Consider the following 16,441-nt stretch of genomic DNA (forward strand, 5'->3'; position numbering starts at 1 on the left):
GGTGGGGTAGCGTCACTGGGGAAAATCCATCGGCCTACTTCTCGAGGGTGTCCCTTCATGCCTGTCAATCAGACTCTCTCCAACTTCTCGGATGTGGCGTTCCAGTCCGCCTTCGTCATCTACACGCTGGCGCTGGTGCTCTCGCTCATCTACTACGGACGCATGCAGGGCGTCATCGACGCCCGCCGCGCCCTGGCCCGCGCGGAGAAGAAGGAGCTCGTCGCGGTCGGCGACGGCGGTTCGACGGTCGTCGACGACGTGCCCCCGGTGGAGGAGGTCGAACGCCTCGAGGACCGCGCCAACAAGTTCGGCGGCATGACCCAGTCGCTGGTGTGGCTCGGCGTCATCGTCCACTCCGTGTCCGTGGTGCTCCGCGGCCTGGCGACGGACCGCTTCCCCTTCGGCAACCTCTACGAGTACGTGCTCGTGACCACGGCGTTCATCATGATCGGCGCGGCGATCGTCATCCAGCGCAAGGAGTGGCGCGTCGTCTGGCCGTGGCTGCTCGTCCCCATCCTCGCGCTGCTCTTCTTCGGCGGCACGAAGCTCTACGCCGATTCCGCCCCGGTCGTCCCGGCGCTGCAGTCCAACTGGCTGCCCATCCACGTCTCCGTCGTGTCCTCCGGCGCCTCCATCGGCATGCTCTCCGGCATCGCCTCCCTGCTCTACCTGCTGCGCATCTGGCAGCCGCAGGGCCAGGAGCGGGGCGTCTTCGGGGCCATCGCCAAGCCGCTGCCGAGCGCCAAGAAGCTCGACGGCATGGCCTACCGCACCGCCATCCTCACCCTGCCCGTCTTCGGCCTGGGCATCGTCCTCGGCGCCATCTGGGCGGAGGCCGCGTGGGGCCGCTTCTGGGGCTGGGACCCCAAGGAGTCCGTCTCCCTCATCTCCTGGATCCTCTACGCCGCGTACCTCCACGCCCGCGCCACCGCCGGCTGGCGCAACTGGAAGGCCGCCTGGATCAACATCGCGGCCCTGGCCACCACCATCTTCAACCTGTTCTTCATCAACATGGTGGTCTCCGGCCTGCACTCCTACGCCGGCCTCAACTAGGGTCGCCGACCACGTCGAATTCACCCCGTCGAAAGGACCCCGGGATCCGTCCCGGAGCGCTCCTCTCGACGGGGTGATTTCGCTGCCGCGTCAGCGGCCACCCGGCCCTCGCTAGACAATTCGCGCTAAACTGTGGCCCTAACAGCTTCTGCGTGAGGAGTGAGAGCAGTGACAGGAACCTCTGCCCCCAGGAAGAAGACGGGCAAGCCGGCAGGCGACGATCCGGTCCTGCTTGAATTGGGTGCCCAGCTGGCTCAGCGCCGCCGTGACATCGGCGCGCTACAGGCCGACATCGCGGAGAAGGCCGGGGTCTCCCGGTCCACTCTCCACACCATCGAGCACGGCGGCACGGGGGTCCGCTGGGAGAAGGTCGCGGCCGTCGCCCATGCGCTGGGCATGACGATGAACTTCGAGGCCGCCGAGTAGGTCGCCGACCGGGGCTCAGTAGGGCTGCTTGAGGATCTCCAGGCTCATCCGCCGCAGCCCGTTCTCGAAGTCCTCGGCGGTCTCGCCGTAGCGGTGCTCGGGGTCGGCACTGAGCAGGCCGTAGGCGGCGGTCACCAGGTCGTGCGTCTCGGCGCGGGAGACCTTCCGGTTGAGGGCGTCGCTGAGGAACGCGGTGAGCAGGCGGTCCGCCTTGCGGCCGGTGCGGCCCAGGTTGAGGCAGAAGTACTCGAAGGTCGTCTTGCCGAGGCCCTCGACGGGGACGTAGAGGTCGCGCAGCTGCGCGGTGCGGACGTCCGCGATGTCGGCGGCGTGGACGATCCCGGCGTCGACAAGCTTCCCCGCGACCTCGATGATGGCCTCGGCCTTGGGGCGGCGACCCTGGACGGTGCGGTTGGTGCCCAGCAGCTCCAGGAGGGGCGTGTCCCCCAGCTCGACGAGCGCGCGGAGGTCGTCGCGGACGTCGGGGTGCTGCTCCCGGAACTCGTCGACCTGCGGGTTGGAGTCGCGGCCGCCGGAGTAGACGGCGTCGACGAGGGCGGTGGAGATCTCGCCGGGCCACACCCCCGCGAAGCCCTCGAAGTTCTCCGGCGGGATGGAGCGGGCGGCGGCGACGACGGCGGAGATCTCGGCGGGATCAGTCATGCCGCCCACCTTATGGGATCAGCGCAGCCGCGGCATGAGGAACTTCTCGACGCCCCGCACGGTCCACCCCAACGGCCGCGCCGCCCCCGACGCCACGCGCGCCGCCGGCCGCAGGCATGGGCCGGATGAACAGGGTGATCTCCGCGATGAGACCCTCCTCGTCGAGGCGCAGCCACTGGATCTCCTCGAGGTTCTGCGCGCCCAGGCGGTTGGTGCCGCAGAGAACCCAGTCGTCGTCGGAGCCGGTGAGGCGGTGGATGACGATGTCGTCGAGAAGCTCGAACGCCGCCGCGAAGACGGCCATGACCTCCTCCGCCCCGTGGAACGAGAAACCGTCCGTGAGCGGGGAGTTGAGGCGCGCGTCCGCCGCGAGGCAGGCGCGCATCCCGGCGAGGTCGCCGGTGCGGTCGGCGTCAGTCCACCGGCTGATCGTCGTCGGGGGTGTCGGGGTCACGGTAGCGTTCCTCGGCTCGCTTGCGGCGTTCCTCTTCCTCGCGCTGCGCGGCCTCCCGGGCGCGGCGCTCCTTGAAGCGGTCCTTCTCGATCTTCCACAGGAACTCCTCGTCGTCGTCCGGCCCCTTGATCGCGCGGGGTTCCGGGGTCGCCTGGTTGCGCTTCCAGGTCTTCGGCCCGAAGGCCTTCCACACGAGCACAATGGCGACGACGATCAGCAGTACAAGTAACAGGCGTCCCATGCAGCCCATTCTACGGGCCGAAGTAGACTGCAGGTGTGACTGCACCAGACAATCCTCAGCACCCTTCCGACGCACCCCCGGAGCTTGATCCGCAGGTCCGCCGCCAGGCCAACATGGCGCTGCTCAAGTACGGCGGCGCCCGCCTCGGGTTGTTCGTCGTCCTCACCATCGTCATCCAGCTGTTCGCGGTGCTCATCGACGCCCCCGTCCCCCTCGTCATGTCCGCCCTGCTGGCGCTGCTCGTGGCGTTCCCGCTGTCCATGCTCATCTTCAAGGGCATGCGCGTGGAGGCGAACCGTTCCGTGGGGGCGTGGAACGCGCAGCGCAGGGCCCGCAAGGAGTGGGTGAAGCGGGAGCTGGAGTCCCGCTAAGGGCGGCCCTTCCGCGTGGGCTCGGGGCTCGGGGCTCGGGGTTCGGTGTCGTCCCCTCGGGAGGGGCGGCTGGAAGGGCCTTTCGGGCCTTGATCGGGGTGATCGCGACGGTAGGACCGCGAACCCCGAGCCCCGAGCCGAAGGGCGGGGCCCGATCAGCGCCCGAAGAGCAGCGCGATCACCAGCATCACCGGCAGCGAGCCGAACGTGGTGAGGAAGACCGTGTCGCGCGCGATGATCATGCCGCGCTGGTACGAGGCGGCGAAGTTGTACACGTTCTGTGCCGCGGGGAGGGCGGCGAGGATGACGGAGGCGTAGAGCTCGTTGCCCTCCAGTCCCAGGGCCAGGGCGATGCCCCACGCGATGGCGGGCATGCCCACCAGCTTGAGTGCCGTCGCGGTGATGGTGCCGGGGCGGTCCTCCGGGGTGGCCAGCGGCGCAGTGTTGCGCAGCGAGGCACCGAAGCTGATGAGGATCATCGGGATGGACGCGCCGCCGAGGATCTCCAGGGGGCGCATGACGGGGTCCGGGATCTGCAGTCCCACCAGCGCCACGACGAGGCCCAGCACGGAGCCGATGACGACGGGGGAGAACACCGCCGTGCGCACCGGCTCCCAGATCCGCGCCAGGCGGGAGCGGCCGCCGGCGTCATCGGCGACCAGTCCCGCGAGGATGAAGGGCGTGAACACCACCATCTGCAGGACGAGGACGGGCACGACGTAGGTGGCCTCGCCGAGGACGTAGACGCTCACCGGCAGGCCGATGTTGACGGAGTTGAAGTAGCAGGCCGAGGCCGCACCCATCGTCGTGGTGGGGATGTCCTGCCGGAAGAACAGTGCGGAGGCGAGGATGTAGACGGCGGCGGTCGCGAGCGTCGCAAAGAAGATGACCACGATGACCGGGGAAAACAGCGTCTGCGCATCGGAGTTGGCCACCGAGGTGAACAGCAGCGCCGGGGAGGCGGCGTAGAACGCGACGCGGTTGAGCACGAGGCGTTCGCGGTCCTCCTTGATCACCCCGGTGCGGGCGAGGATCGCGCCGACGGCGATGACCGCCAGGATGATGGCGAAGCCGGTGATGACGCCGGTCATCTAGACCCCCGGGGCGTTGAGGAAGAGCACCACCGCGGTGATGACCGCCCACAGCAGCATCGCCTGTCCGGTGGACTTGATGAGCGGGATGAGCGCCGGGCCCTCGGCCCCGCGCAGCGCGACCATGATGCCGCCGATCGCCAGGGGCAGGGCGAGAAGCCCGAGCAGCAGCGGCAGTAGCTGCGTCGCCAGGATGAGCGAGACGACGAAGGGGGTCAGCGCCAGGGCGGTGTAGGCGTAACGGGTGGTGCGGTCGCCGAGGCGCACCGCGAGGGTGACCTTGCCGGCGGCGGTGTCCGAGGGGATGTCGCGCAGGTTGTTGGCCAGGTTCACCGACGACGAGATCGCGCCGATGGCCACGGCCCCGCCGACGCCGATCCACGAGACCGCACCGGCCTGCGTGTACTCGGTGCCGAGCACCGCGACGAGGCCGAAGAAGATGAACACCGCCACCTCGCCGAGACCCCGGTAGCCGTAGGGGTTCTTGCCGCCGGTGTAGAACCAGGCACCGAGGATCGCCACCGCGCCAACCAGGATGAACCACCAGGCGCTGGCCAGGGACAAAGCGATACCGGCCGCCGCCGCCACCCCGAAGGCGAGGAAGGCGGCGCGCTTGACGTGCGCGGGCTTCGCCAGGCCGCCGCCGGTGAGTCGCGCCGGGCCGGTGCGGTCCTCATCGGTGCCGCGGATGCCGTCGGAGTAGTCGTTGGCGTAGTTCACTCCGATGATCAGGGCCCACGCAACCATCAGGGCCAGCAGTGCCCGCCACCAGGAGAAGCCGCCGGCGTAGGCGGCGGCACCGGTTCCGGCGATGACGGGGGCGAAGGCGTTGGGCCAGGTGTGCGGGCGGGCGGCCTGCCACCAGTCCCGGGCCGTGGCCGGGTAGGTGTGATGATCAACGGACATGGGGCCTATTGTCCGTCATCGACGTCGGCGGCGCTCATCCGGGGTCTCCAGGCGGGCGAGGGTGCGGTCCCAGGCGGGAGGGGTCGGGGCGGTGAGGTCGAGGTGCCCGCCGTCCGGCAGGGGGATGCGCAGGGAGTGGGCGTGGAGGAACATGCGGTGCCCGCCGTGCCCGCCGCGTCCACGGATGAAGGAGGTGAAGCGGTGGTCGCCGTGGCGGGTGTCGCCGGCGATGGGGTGTCCGGCGTGGGCGGTGTGCACGCGGATCTGGTGCTTGCGGCCGGTGATGAGCTGCGCTCGGATGAGGGTGGCCCGGCGGCCGAAGCGCCGCACGGGCTCCACTATGGTGAGGGCGTCGCGGGGGCCGTCCTCGGTGGGGACGGGGGCGTCGATACGCATCGGGTGGGGGACGCTGCCCCGGACGAGGGCGAGGTAGCCGCGTTCGACGGCTCCGTCGCGGAGTGCGGACTGGAGGTGGCGGAGCATCGCGGGCTTCTTCGCCACCATGAGCAGGCCGGAGGTCTCGCGGTCGATGCGGTGGGCCAGTTCGAGTTCCTCCCCCGGGCGGAGCTCGCGCAGTGCCTCGATGACGCCGGCCTTCACGCCGGTGCCGACGTGGACGGCCAGGTCGGCGGGTTTGTCGATCACCAGCAGATCCGGGGATTCGTGGACGATCGCCCCCACGACCGCCTTCCGCACCGGGGCCGGCACATCCACCGTCGTCGGTGGCGGCAGGTCCATGGCGGGGATGAAGATGATCTCGCCGGCCTCGAGGCGGTGATCGGGTCTGGCACGGCGGTCGTCGACACGCACCGCGCCCTTGCGCAGCAGCCGGAAGATGAGGCCCGCGGGCACTCCCTTGAGGCGGGAGCGGAGGAACTTGTCGAGCCTGCGGCCCGCGTGGTCGGGGCTGACGGTGAGGTGGTGGGCGGGGCGTCGATAAGCATCCATGTCGGCCACACCATACCTTAAAGGAGCTGGCAGGCAGCCCGCAGCCCGCGAACGTAAGATCAATCGGGTTATGTGGATCAGTTACGTGCTCGGCCAGGTGGTCAGCTTCTTCTTCACCCTCTTCCGGATGATTCCGCTGGCGTGGAACAACCGCGTCTCGCGGACCCGCTTCCCGCAGGAGGGCGACGTGGTCATCTCCCTGACCTCGCACGGCGAGCGCCTCACCCGTGTCCACTACACCCTCGAATCCATCGTGCGCGGCAACATCAAGGCCCCCGTCGTCCTGTGGCTCGACCGGAAGGACTACGACGCCGAGTGGCCGAAGACCCTGCGCCGCCTGGTCGGCCGCGGACTGCAGGTGCGTTGCTCCGACGGGCTCTACGGCCCGCACACCAAGTACTGGGGGCAGTTCCGCGAGCTGGCGGGCACGGGGAAGCGCGTCGCCACCATCGACGACGACATGATCTACCCCGAGTGGTTCCTCGAGCGCCTGCTGTTCATCGGCGATCTGCGCAGCGACGTCGTCATCGCCTACCGCGCGCACCGCATCGAACTGCGCGACGACAAGCTGTTGCCCTACGTCAAGTGGACCGCCGCCGACACCTGCCGCGCCAGCTACCTGCACTTCGCCACCGGTGTGTCCGGCGTGCTCTACCCGGCCTCGTTCATCGATTACGTCGTCGGGCAGGGGGATGTGTTCCAGGAGCTCACCCCGCGTGCCGACGACGTGTGGCTCCACGCCTGCGCCCTGCGCTCCGGGCACCGCGTGCGCCAGGTGTACTCGCACCCCCGCAACTTCGCGGTCGTGCCGTCGACGCAGTCGGGGGCGCTGGTCATCGGCAACACGCTCATGGGCGGCAACGACGAGCAGATCCAGCGCGTCTACAGCGCCGAGGACGTGGCGAAGCTCGTCGCGGCGAGCCGCTCCGAGGACTAGAAGAGCTTCTCGACGCCCCGCCGGTCCACCTTCCCCGGCCCCGTCACCGGCAGCTCGTCCAGGCGCCTGAGTTCCTTGGGCAGCTGCCAGCGGGGGAGGTGGTCGAGGCCCGCGATGACCTCTCCCGGGGAGGCGGGCCCGGTGTAGGCGGCGACGATCGCCTGGCCGAGCCGCGGGTGGGGGACACCGACGACGCACGCGCCGGTCACCCCGCGTACGCCGAGCATCGCCTGCTCGAGGACCTCCGGCTGCAGCTTGAGGCCACCGGAGTCGATGACGGCGTCGAGGCGGCCGGTGACGGTGAGGGAGCCGGCGTCGATACGCCCGGCGTCCGAGGTGGCGAACCAGCCCGGCTCCGCGAAGGCCGCGTGGTCGGGGGCGTTGCGGTACCCGTGGGCGATCATCGGCCCGCCGAGGTGGATGCGCCCGCCCTCGACGCGGACGCGCGCGCCGGGCAGCGGATGCCCGTCGTAGACGCAGCCGCCGGAGGTCTCCGAGGACCCGTAGGTGGTCACCAGGGTGATCTGCATGTCCGCGGCCGCGCGGGCCAGCTGCGGGTTGAGGGCGGCACCGCCGACGAGGACGGCGTCGAACAGGCGCAGCGCGTCGATGCCCTGGAGAGTGTCCATGAGCTTGGCCAGCTGCATCGGGGTGAGGGAGGTGTAGCAGCGGTCACCGGTGGCGTGCAGTTCGGTGGCGGCGCGCGCGAAGTCGGCGGTGTGGAAACCGCTGCTCAGGTCGAGGGCGAGGGGGTCAACCCCCGCGATGAGCGAGCGGATGAGTACCTGCAGCCCGGCGATGTGGTGGGCGGGCATGGCCAGCAGCCACTGCCCCTCCCCGCCGAGGTGGCGGTGGGTGGCGTCCGCGCTGGAGACCAGGTTGGCCGGGGTGAGCTGCGCGCCCTTCGGGGTGCCGGTGGACCCGGAGGTGGCCACCACCAGCGCGATGTCCGCGGAGACGGGGTGGCCGGCGCGCTGGGAATCCCGCAGCAGCGCGGCCCGGGTGGGGTCATCGGCGGGTACCGGCAGCAGGGTCCGCTGCCCGGCGATGGCCGCCTCCAGTGAGGGCAGGATGGCGACGGGATCTCGCGGGTCGACGACGAGGGGTTCCAGCAGGCGGGTCACAAGGAGAAGATCGTAGCCTGTTCACGGCCCCGGCCCTCTCCCCGCGTCGGAAGGGGTTACAGCGAGTCCCGGACCTCCTCCATCTCCGCAATCTCGGCCTCCTGGGTCCGGACGATCTGCTCGGACAGGGCCAGGGCGTCCTCGTTCTGACCGTTGTCGCGGTGCGTCTCGGCCATGTCGACGGCGCCCTCGTGGTGGCTGATCATGTGGTCGAGGAACAGTTCCTGTGCCTCGGGGGTGTCGGCGGCCTCGACCTCGGCGACCTCCTCGGGATCGAGCATGCCGTCCATGTCCGAGTGGTCCATGTCGGTGTCCTCCGGCTGCGGGGCACCCCATGCGTCGAGCCAGGAGCGCATCTGCTCGGCCTCCTGGAACTGTGCGTCACGGATGCGCTGCGCGAGGTCCTGCACGCGCGGATCGACGCCGTCCTTGGCCAGGATGATGTCGGAGAGCTCGACGCCCTGCTCATGATGGGGGATCATCATCTGCGCGAACTCGACGTCGTCCTCGTTGTTGCCGGCCGGGTCGGCCGCGACGTCCTCGTCCGTCGTGTCCTCGGTGGTGGTGTCGGCGGTCGTGTCCTCGGCGGCGGTCGCGGTGGCGGCGGCACCGTCGGCCGGGTCGACGACCTCCTCGTCGGTGGTGGTGCAGGCCGCCAGAGCGAGGGAGGCGGAGGCGAGGATCGCGATGCCGATGCGGGTCTTCTTCATCATGGTTCTCCTTGTCATGTAGGTGTGTGTTTCACGCTACATATCAACAGGAACGCATGCAGTTGGTTTCTGTCACGGAACTATCACGACTCACCGCCGGATCATTCCGCTAGCGTGGGCCCCATGACCACCTGGTGGGAGGACCTCCACGTTCCGCTGTCCGCTGAGGCCGCGATGCTTCTCGACGACGTCGAGGCCGCCCACCGCGCCCAGGATCCGCCGTCCTGGCCCGCCCCGGACGATGATCCCCGCGACGAGGACTACGGCGTGTGCGCGGACCCGGGGAGGTTCCGGATGATCATCGACCGCTGCCGGGCCTGGGCCCGGGTGCTCGAGGAGCGCGGCTGGGCCGATGTCACCCGCGGGAGGATGGGCGAGGAGGACTGGCTCATCACCCTGCGGCCGCGGCGCGAGGGAGCGCTGGCACTGCGCCTGCAGGGGGCGGCCTGGATCTTCCCCGACGGCCGGGCCCCGATGGTGGAGGTGCTGGTGGGTGAAATCCGCTCCAGGGTGGGTGTCCACCCGGACTGCGCGTGTGACGCCTGCGACTGGGGTTCGGCGGCATTCATCGATAGCCTGGACCAGGACATCTTCTCCGTGGTCGACGGTTCCTTCCGCATCATCCGGAAGGACGGCATGCGGTGGACGGAGACGTCGTTCGGGGCCGGCGGCACTGCGACCAGGGAGACCGTCCGGGAGGTGCACGGTGTGTCATGGGCGGATCACTGGGAGTCGCGTACCCCGTTCTCCGTCGCCCGCCGGGATCTGCCACTCTGGCCGCCAGCCGGTTTCGATGATCCCCCCGAGGACTGGCCCGCCGACGGGCGCTGACACCGACTGCCGGAGCAATGATCACCCCACGATGAGGTCCGCGCGTTCCCACGGCCGGTGCCGGTTGAGGAACGGGATCTCCTCGGCCATCCACTCGTCCCAGAAGCGCTCGGCCTCCTCGCGGGTGCCGTTGACGCCGCTGGCGACGTCGCGGGCCAGGCCGCGTTCGCGGGCCACGTCGAGGTCGACATCCACCCAGATGAGCGCGTCGATGTGCGGTGCGGCCTCGAGGCGGCCCGCGCCGGTGCCCTCGACGATGAGCAGGTCCGTCTCCGCCGGGACCTCGATCGACCCGGCGCGCTCCATCTTCACCCACCCCGGCGGGCGGTAGGACACCGCATGTCCGGAGCGGTAGGGGAGGAGGACGGCGTCGATAAGCAGGTCCGCCCAGTCGAAGAAGGAGTGGTGCCAGGCGAGATCATCGGTGCCCACCACGCACGCCGCGCCGTGCTCGGCGGCGAGACGCCGGGCGAGCGTGGTCTTGCCGCTGGCGCCGTGGCCGTCGATGGCCAGCACGGCGCGGGGCGGGAGTCGCAGGCGGGAGAGCATCAGTAATAGAAGGGGAACTGATCCCAGTCGGGGTCGCGCTTCTCCAGGAAGGAGTCCCGGCCCTCGACGGCCTCGTCGGTCATGTACGCCAGGCGGGTGGCCTCGCCGGCGAAGACCTGCTGGCCCATGAGGCCGTCGTCGGTGAGGTTGAACGCGAACTTGAGCATGCGCTGCGCGGTGGGGGACTTGCCGTTGATCTCCCGCGCCACCTGGATGGCCTCCTCCTCGAGCTGGCCGTGGTCGGCGACGATGTTGACGGCACCCATGCGCTGCATATCCTCGGCGGAGTAGGAGCGACCGAGGAAGAAGATCTCGCGGGCGAACTTCTGGCCCACCTGCTTGGCCAGGTAGGCGGAGCCGTAGCCGGCGTCGAAGGAACCGACGTCGGCGTCGGTCTGCTTGAAGCGGGCCTCCTGGCGGGAGGCGATGGTCATGTCGCAGATGACGTGGAGGGAGTGGCCGCCGCCGGCCGCCCAGCCGTTGACCACGGCGATGACCACCTTGGGCATGGTGCGGATGAGGCGCTGCACCTCGAGGATGTGCAGGCGGCCGCCCTCGGCCTTCGTGCGGGCCTCGTCGACGGTGGAGACGTCGGCCGCGGCGTCGTCCGAATCGTGCTCGCGGGCGTACTGGTAGCCGGAGCGGCCGCGGATGCGCTGGTCGCCGCCGGAGCAGAACGCCCAGCCGCCGTCCTTCTCGGAAGGCCCGTTGCCGGTGATGAGAACGACGCCGACGTCCGGCGAACGGCGCGCGTGGTCGAGCGTGCGGTAAAGCTCGTCGACGGTGTGCGGGCGGAACGCGTTACGCACCTCGGGGCGGTCGAACGCGATGCGGACGATGCCGTCCTGACGCTGCGTGCCCACGTGGCGGTGGTAGGTGATGTCGGTGAGGTCCTCGAAACCCTCGACGGTCTTCCACTGGGAGGAGTCGAAGGGGTTGGATGTGCTGTAACTGCGGGTCATGCCCTTCAGCTTAGGTTGAGGCCCTGCACGTGGTCGTTGATCACCCGGGCGAGGCGGACGTCGCGGACGGTGAGACCGCCGACATCGTGGCTGGACAGGGCCACGTCGACCTGCCCGTAGGTGAGGGTGATGTCCGGGTGGTGGTTCGCCTCCTCGGCGGATGCACCGATGAGGTTGACCAGCTTGAGGCCGGTGGCGAAGTCACCGGTGTCGAAGGAGGCGACGATGTGGTCGCCCTTGTCCTTCCATCCGGTGAGGTCGGCGTCGGCGATCTGGTCGGGGGTGAGGATCTGCTTCGTGTCGGTCATGGTGGCCATTGTGAGGGGATGGGCGGAGCTGCGCCACCGTGCCTGGCCTACGCTGGGCACATGCACATCGACGACATCCTCGACCGCGCCCACGTCGTCGCGCTGCCGATGGCGGTGCGTTTCCGGGGCGTCGATACGCGGGAGGCACTCCTCATCGACGGACCCGCCGGGTGGGGAGAGTTCGCCCCCTTCCTCGAGTACGACGCTGTCGAGTCCGCCGCGTGGCTGCGCGCCGGGCTGGAGGCGGCGTTCACCGGTTTCCCCGCTTATCGACGTTCCCTCGTCGAGGTCAACGCCACCGTCCCGGCCGTGGCACCCGGGGAGGTCGAGTCGGTGCTGGCCCGTTACCCGGGGTGCCGGGTGGTGAAGGTGAAGGTCGCGGAGCAGGGCCAGACCCTGGCTGATGACGTCGCCCGCGTGCAGGCCGTCCGCGAGGTACTGCCCGGAGCGGTCGTGCGGGTCGACGCCAACCGCGGGTGGACCGTCCCCGAGGCCCTCGAGGCGGCCCGGGCGCTGGGCCCCCTGGACTACCTGGAGCAGCCCTGCCACTCGGTGGAGGAGCTGGCGCAGCTGCGGGGCGAGCTCATGCGCGCCGGCATGTTCGTGCGGGTCGCGGCGGACGAGTCGATCCGCCGGGAGTCCGACCCCTACCGCGTCGCCGAGCTGCGGGCGGCGGACGTCGCGGTGGTCAAGGTCGCCCCGCTCGGCGGCGTGCAGCGGGTCCTCGACCTCACGGAGCACCTCCGCGCCCACCACATGGACGTCACGGTGGCGTCGGCACTGGACACGGCCGTCGGCATGAACGCCGGGCTGGCCGCGCTGGCCGCCCTGCCCGTACTGGAGGACGACGACGGCCTCGACGTCCCGCCGGCCGCCGCGGGCCTGGCCACCGGGTCGCTGTTCGTCGAGGACGTCGCCGCCCCGCGGGAGATCGTCGACGGCCACATGTCCGTGGATCCTGTGGTGCCTGACCCCGACCGCCTCAGCGCCTTGGCGGCACCTGTGGATCGGCGTGACTGGTGGTTCTCCCGGGTTCGCGAGGCACTGCCCCACGTGTAGGTTTAAGCCCCATGAACGATGACGACACCCGCTACCTCGGCCCCACCGGCGGGGACCGGCCCCGGCAGTACTTCCCCGGGGAGAATGACCCGGGCTACCGGCCGCCGCAGTACCAGGAGCCGCAGTACGGGTACGAGCAGCCCTCCTACCAGCAGCCGCAGTACCAGGAGCCGCCGCGGGCGTCGAAAAGCGGCGGGGCGTTGCCCATGCTGCTGGGCATCCTCTTCGGACTCACCCTCCTGGCGGCGGGGCTGTTCTTCTTCCTGTGGCGCGGCGCGGCGGCGGAGGCGGACAGGCCGGTGGAGCCGGTGACCGTCACGGAGACGACGTCGCTCACCGTCACCGAGACCACCACTGAGCGCGCCCTGCCCACGGAGATCCCCACCGAACTGCCCGAGAACCTACCGGAGGTTCCGGAGAACCTGCCGGAGGTCGACATCGAGGGCTGGCTCAACGATCTTCTCGGCTCGCAGCCCGCTCAGTAGACTCGTCCGCATGGACAATGAGTCGATGCAGTTGGCCCGGGCCGTCGTGGAGCAGCTCTCCCGCCACGTCAGCGATGTGGTGGTGTGCCCCGGTTCGCGGAACTCCCCGCTGAGCCTGGCGCTCCTGGCCCGCCCGGACATCCGGGTGCACGTGCGTCACGACGAGCGCAGCGCCGCTTTCCTCGCCCTCGGTATCGCCCGCGTGCAGAAGCGGCGCGTCGGCGTGGTGATGACGTCGGGGACGGCCGTCGCCAACTGCCTCCCCGCCATGGTGGAGGCCCATTATTCGCATGCCCCACTCGCGGTGATCAGTGCCGACCGGCCCCGTCGCATGCAGGACACCGGGGCCAGCCAGACCATCGACCAGCTGGGGATCTTCGGCCGCTACGCCCAGACCACCAACATCGTCGCCGGCGGGGACATCCCGCAGATGGCGGAGGCGTTCACCACGCGGCTGCAGGTGCACATCAATGTGGAGCTGGATGCCCCGCTCGTCGGTAAGCAGCTGCCGGAGACACCGTCCAACCGGACCCTGCGCCGCGCGCCCGGGCCGCGCCCGCAGGACCACGGGGAGGTCGCGGTGGATCTCAGCCGCAACACCCTCGTCATCGCCGGCGACGAGGCCTGGGCCGTCGAGGGACTCGAGGACGTGCCGACCATCGCCGAGCCGACCGCACCCGCTCCGTATCATCCGGTGCACCCGCTGGCGGCCGCGATTTTCCGCAAGCCGCAGATCAGCGCCAACGACTACGTCGTGGACACGAAGCCGGAGCAGGTCATCGTCGTCGGACATCCCACGCTGCACCGGGACGTGCTGGGGCTCATCAACGACCCGGACATCGAGCTGATCACCCTCAGCCGCACCGCCGACTTCACCGACCCGCGCCCCGACTCCCGTCGCGGCAGCACCGTCAAGGTCACCGGCGCGCCGACAAAGCAGTGGCTGCAGATCTGCGAGGCCGCCTCCGACCTGGCCGCCGACACTGTGCGCCTCGTCATCGCCGACCCCGCCCACGGCTTCACCGGACTGCACGTCGCGGCGGCGATCTCCGACACCCTCGGCACCGGGGACACGCTCGTGCTCGGGGCCTCCAACCCGGTGCGCGACGCCAGCTTCGTCGGCCTGCCCTACGACGGCGTCGACACGTACTCCCCCCGCGGGGCCGCGGGTATCGACGGCACCGTCTCCCAGGCCGTCGGCATCGCCCTGGCCACCCAGGCCGCCCACCCGGATGAACCACGCGCGCCGCGCACCGTCGCCCTCCTCGGCGACGTCACCTTCCTCCACGACATCGGCGGCCTGCTCATCGGCCCCGCCGACACCCACCCGGAGAACCTCACCATCGTCGTGGCCAACGACGACGGCGGCGGCATCTTCGAGACCCTCGAGATCGGCGCGCCCGAGCTGCGCGCCAGCTTCGAGCGGGTCTTCGGGACGCCGCACGGGGCGTCGCTCGGCGATCTGTGCGCCGGCTTCGGTGTCGCCCACCGGGAGGTCACGGAGCTGCGCGAGCTTCTCGACGCCCTGAGCGAACCGCAGGACGGCCTCACCGTCATCGAGGCTCGCACGACCCGCGCCACCCGCCGCGCCATGCACGAGGCCCTGCGCAGGTGAGGGAGAGCATCGGTCGCCGGGGCCGCCAGCTGGTGCTGCTGCTCTACGTGGCGGCGCTGCTCGGCGCGGTGTCGATGGTCGTCGGCCCCGCGCTCAACGACCGCACCATCAACGAGGACCCGGGCCGCGCCCTGGCGACCGTCACCGGCACGAGCTGGCTGCGCACCACCATCGACTACCGCGACGAGGAGGGCATCTACCACTCCCCGCCCACGGGGCTGCTCTACCCGACCGGCCTGGGGGAGGGGCAGCGCGTGTGGGTGACGTACGCGAAGTCGGACCCCGATCTGGTCAAGGTGGAGGGGCGTGAATGGACCCTCTCGATCATCCCGGCACTCAGCGTCGCACTAGTGACAACGGTTATCGCTGCCGTATTGTGGTGGGCAGTGGGGCGCGCGACGCGCCCCCGGTCCAGTTCACCGAAAGTTAGCCCGGAATTGAGCTGACGCTCAGGCCGATGTTGCCTAGGTAGGAGATCATGTCACCCATGCGTGTTGCCATCGTCGCCGAATCCTTCCTCCCCAACGTCAACGGTGTGACGAACTCCGTGCTCAGAGTGCTCGAGCACCTCCACCGGGAGGGGCATGAGGCGATGGTCGTCGCCCCCGGTGCCCGGGATTTCCAGGAGGAGATCCACGAGTACCTCGGTTTCGAGATCGTCCGCGTCCCCACCGTGCGCATGCCGCTCATCGACTCGCTGCCGATCGGTGTCCCCAACGCCACCGTCACCGACGCCCTCCGCGCGTTCAACCCGGACATCATCCACCTGGCCAGCCCCTTCGTCCTCGGGGCCGCCGGCGCCTTCGCCGCCCGCCAGCTGCGCATCCCGGCGGTGGCGCTGTACCAGACCGACGTCGCCGGCTTCGCCACCAAGTACCACCTCGCGCCGCTGGCCGCCGCCGCCTGGGAGTGGACCCGCCACATCCACAACATCTGCCAGATGACCCTGGCCCCCTCCTCACTCACCATCTCCGAGCTGGAGGCCCACGGCATCAACAACGTCCGCCACTGGGGTCGCGGCGTCGACGCCGTCCGTTTCCACCCGGAGAAGCGCGACCCGGCCCTGCGCCGCGAGTGGGACCGTTCGGGCCGGAAGAAGATCGTTGGCTTCGTCGGCCGCCTCGCCGCGGAGAAGGGCGTGCACCGTCTGGTCTCCCTGCACGGACGCCGGGACATCCAGCTGGTCATCGTCGGTGACGGCCCCTCCCGTCCGGAGCTGGAGTCGCTCATGCCGAACGCCGTGTTCACCGGCGCTCTCGGCGGCGAGGACCTGGCCCGCGCCTACGCCTCCCTCGACCTGTTCGTCCACGCCGGTGAGTTCGAGACCTTCTGCCAGGCCATCCAGGAGGCGCAGGCCTCCGGTGTGCCCACCATCGGCCCGCGGGCCGGCGGACCGGTCGACCTCATCCAGGAGCGTTACAACGGCCTGCTCCTCGACGTCGACACGTTCACCCGGGACCTGCCCACCGCCGCCGAGTGGCTGCTCCACCCGGATCGCCACGCCGCGCTGTGCCACAACGCCCGCACCTCGGTGCAGAACAAGACGTGGGAGGCGCTGTGCGAGCAGCTCCTCGGCTACTACGACGAGGTCATCGACCAGACCCGCCGCGTGCCGCTCACCTTCTTCGGCCCGCGCCCGGAACTGCCGCTGTGGGCCGCCCGCGCGCTGGGCGCCCGCGTCGCCTGACACTGCGCTCACCTAGACTGA

The 16,441-nt window shown here is 70.1% G+C and carries 21 protein-coding genes; 10 read left to right on the forward strand and 11 right to left on the reverse strand.

From position 1 onward, the window contains the following. Positions 1 to 57: 57 nt before the first annotated feature. The gene (ccsB, locus tag B9Y70_RS11960; protein WP_085550493.1) at positions 58 to 1,053 is read left to right on the forward strand and encodes a c-type cytochrome biogenesis protein CcsB; all 996 of its coding nucleotides are present in this window, start codon (positions 58 to 60) and stop codon (positions 1,051 to 1,053) included. A gap of 168 nt (positions 1,054 to 1,221) precedes the next feature. Further along, the gene (locus tag B9Y70_RS11965; protein ID WP_085550494.1) at positions 1,222 to 1,479 is read left to right on the forward strand and encodes a helix-turn-helix domain-containing protein; all 258 of its coding nucleotides are present in this window, start codon (positions 1,222 to 1,224) and stop codon (positions 1,477 to 1,479) included. Between the two features lie 15 nt (positions 1,480 to 1,494). Here B9Y70_RS11965 and B9Y70_RS11970 read toward each other — a convergent pair whose 3' ends face one another. The 3 genes from B9Y70_RS11970 to B9Y70_RS11980 are packed head-to-tail and all read right to left on the reverse strand — an operon-like array spanning position 1,495 to position 2,837. Next, positions 1,495 to 2,142: a hypothetical protein gene (locus B9Y70_RS11970; protein WP_085550495.1), complete on the reverse strand. Its 648-nt coding sequence runs from the start codon at positions 2,140 to 2,142 to the stop codon at positions 1,495 to 1,497. 10 nt (positions 2,143 to 2,152) lie between these two features. Continuing rightward, positions 2,153 to 2,596, reverse strand: coding sequence for a nuclear transport factor 2 family protein (locus B9Y70_RS11975; RefSeq protein ID WP_085550496.1), 444 nt, complete (start codon positions 2,594 to 2,596; stop codon positions 2,153 to 2,155). Beyond that, positions 2,556 to 2,837 (reverse strand): hypothetical protein, encoded by a 282-nt coding sequence (locus tag B9Y70_RS11980; protein WP_085550497.1) that lies wholly within the window; start codon positions 2,835 to 2,837, stop codon positions 2,556 to 2,558. The genes B9Y70_RS11975 and B9Y70_RS11980 overlap by 41 nt, the downstream gene beginning before the upstream one ends. A gap of 35 nt (positions 2,838 to 2,872) precedes the next feature. On the opposite strand from B9Y70_RS11980, the gene B9Y70_RS11985 reads away from it, so the two are divergent. Beyond that, entirely contained in the window at positions 2,873 to 3,208 is a 336-nt protein-coding gene (locus tag B9Y70_RS11985; RefSeq protein WP_240309257.1) for a DUF4229 domain-containing protein, read from the forward strand. 155 nt (positions 3,209 to 3,363) lie between these two features. Here B9Y70_RS11985 and B9Y70_RS11990 read toward each other — a convergent pair whose 3' ends face one another. From B9Y70_RS11990 to B9Y70_RS12000, 3 genes are read right to left on the reverse strand one after another with little or no spacing between them, the layout of a single operon-like run. After that, on the reverse strand, positions 3,364 to 4,299 hold the full coding sequence (locus B9Y70_RS11990) for an AEC family transporter (RefSeq protein WP_085550499.1): 936 nt from the start codon (positions 4,297 to 4,299) through the stop codon (positions 3,364 to 3,366). Further along, positions 4,300 to 5,205 carry a 1,4-dihydroxy-2-naphthoate polyprenyltransferase gene (locus B9Y70_RS11995; RefSeq protein WP_085550500.1) on the reverse strand — a complete coding sequence of 302 codons (906 nt, stop codon included), beginning with the start codon at positions 5,203 to 5,205 and terminating at the stop codon, positions 4,300 to 4,302. Positions 5,206 to 5,220: 15 nt separating this feature from the next. Continuing rightward, positions 5,221 to 6,153 carry a pseudouridine synthase gene (locus B9Y70_RS12000; protein WP_085550533.1) on the reverse strand — a complete coding sequence of 311 codons (933 nt, stop codon included), beginning with the start codon at positions 6,151 to 6,153 and terminating at the stop codon, positions 5,221 to 5,223. 70 nt (positions 6,154 to 6,223) lie between these two features. Between B9Y70_RS12000 and B9Y70_RS12005 the strand changes: the two genes are divergently transcribed. Further along, positions 6,224 to 7,090, forward strand: coding sequence for a glycosyltransferase (locus B9Y70_RS12005; protein ID WP_085550501.1), 867 nt, complete (start codon positions 6,224 to 6,226; stop codon positions 7,088 to 7,090). On the opposite strand, the gene menE is transcribed toward B9Y70_RS12005, so the two are convergent. Together menE and B9Y70_RS12015 are read right to left on the reverse strand one after the other, a co-directional pair. Beyond that, a complete protein-coding gene (menE, locus tag B9Y70_RS12010; protein ID WP_085550502.1) occupies positions 7,087 to 8,214 on the reverse strand; it encodes an o-succinylbenzoate--CoA ligase in 1,128 nt (375 codons plus the stop codon). The two genes, B9Y70_RS12005 and menE, sit on opposite strands and share 4 nt — an antisense overlap. Before the next feature lie 56 nt (positions 8,215 to 8,270). After that, the gene (locus tag B9Y70_RS12015; RefSeq protein ID WP_143337640.1) at positions 8,271 to 8,927 is read right to left on the reverse strand and encodes a DUF305 domain-containing protein; all 657 of its coding nucleotides are present in this window, start codon (positions 8,925 to 8,927) and stop codon (positions 8,271 to 8,273) included. Between the two features lie 120 nt (positions 8,928 to 9,047). On the opposite strand from B9Y70_RS12015, the gene B9Y70_RS12020 reads away from it, so the two are divergent. Next, positions 9,048 to 9,755, forward strand: a complete 708-nt coding sequence (locus B9Y70_RS12020; RefSeq protein ID WP_085550503.1) for a DUF6226 family protein — start codon at positions 9,048 to 9,050, stop codon at positions 9,753 to 9,755. A gap of 21 nt (positions 9,756 to 9,776) precedes the next feature. Here B9Y70_RS12020 and B9Y70_RS12025 read toward each other — a convergent pair whose 3' ends face one another. From B9Y70_RS12025 to B9Y70_RS12035, 3 genes are read right to left on the reverse strand one after another with little or no spacing between them, the layout of a single operon-like run. After that, a complete protein-coding gene (locus tag B9Y70_RS12025) occupies positions 9,777 to 10,304 on the reverse strand; it encodes a uridine kinase family protein (RefSeq protein ID WP_085550504.1) in 528 nt (175 codons plus the stop codon). Next, positions 10,304 to 11,266 carry a 1,4-dihydroxy-2-naphthoyl-CoA synthase gene (locus tag B9Y70_RS12030; protein WP_085550505.1) on the reverse strand — a complete coding sequence of 321 codons (963 nt, stop codon included), beginning with the start codon at positions 11,264 to 11,266 and terminating at the stop codon, positions 10,304 to 10,306. Before B9Y70_RS12030 ends, B9Y70_RS12025 begins: the two co-directional genes overlap by 1 nt. 5 nt (positions 11,267 to 11,271) lie before the next feature. Next, complete coding sequence (locus tag B9Y70_RS12035) at positions 11,272 to 11,574, reverse strand: 4a-hydroxytetrahydrobiopterin dehydratase (RefSeq protein ID WP_085550535.1); 303 nt, start codon at positions 11,572 to 11,574, stop codon at positions 11,272 to 11,274. Positions 11,575 to 11,634: 60 nt separating this feature from the next. Here B9Y70_RS12035 and B9Y70_RS12040 point away from each other — a divergent pair, with 60 nt between their 5' ends. The 5 genes from B9Y70_RS12040 to B9Y70_RS12060 are packed head-to-tail and all read left to right on the forward strand — an operon-like array spanning position 11,635 to position 16,420. Further along, positions 11,635 to 12,633, forward strand: coding sequence for an o-succinylbenzoate synthase (locus tag B9Y70_RS12040; protein WP_085550506.1), 999 nt, complete (start codon positions 11,635 to 11,637; stop codon positions 12,631 to 12,633). Between the two features lie 11 nt (positions 12,634 to 12,644). Continuing rightward, complete coding sequence (locus B9Y70_RS12045) at positions 12,645 to 13,118, forward strand: hypothetical protein (RefSeq protein WP_085550507.1); 474 nt, start codon at positions 12,645 to 12,647, stop codon at positions 13,116 to 13,118. 10 nt (positions 13,119 to 13,128) lie between these two features. Then, positions 13,129 to 14,733, forward strand: a complete 1,605-nt coding sequence (gene menD, locus B9Y70_RS12050; RefSeq protein ID WP_085550508.1) for a 2-succinyl-5-enolpyruvyl-6-hydroxy-3-cyclohexene-1-carboxylic-acid synthase — start codon at positions 13,129 to 13,131, stop codon at positions 14,731 to 14,733. Next, the gene (locus B9Y70_RS12055; RefSeq protein WP_085550509.1) at positions 14,730 to 15,179 is read left to right on the forward strand and encodes a DUF3592 domain-containing protein; all 450 of its coding nucleotides are present in this window, start codon (positions 14,730 to 14,732) and stop codon (positions 15,177 to 15,179) included. Before menD ends, B9Y70_RS12055 begins: the two co-directional genes overlap by 4 nt. Before the next feature lie 41 nt (positions 15,180 to 15,220). Next, positions 15,221 to 16,420, forward strand: coding sequence for a glycosyltransferase family 4 protein (locus B9Y70_RS12060; protein ID WP_085550510.1), 1,200 nt, complete (start codon positions 15,221 to 15,223; stop codon positions 16,418 to 16,420). The last annotated feature ends 21 nt before the right edge of the window (positions 16,421 to 16,441 follow it).

Source organism: Corynebacterium pollutisoli (assembly GCF_900177745.1).
GTDB lineage: Bacteria > Actinomycetota > Actinomycetes > Mycobacteriales > Mycobacteriaceae > Corynebacterium > Corynebacterium pollutisoli.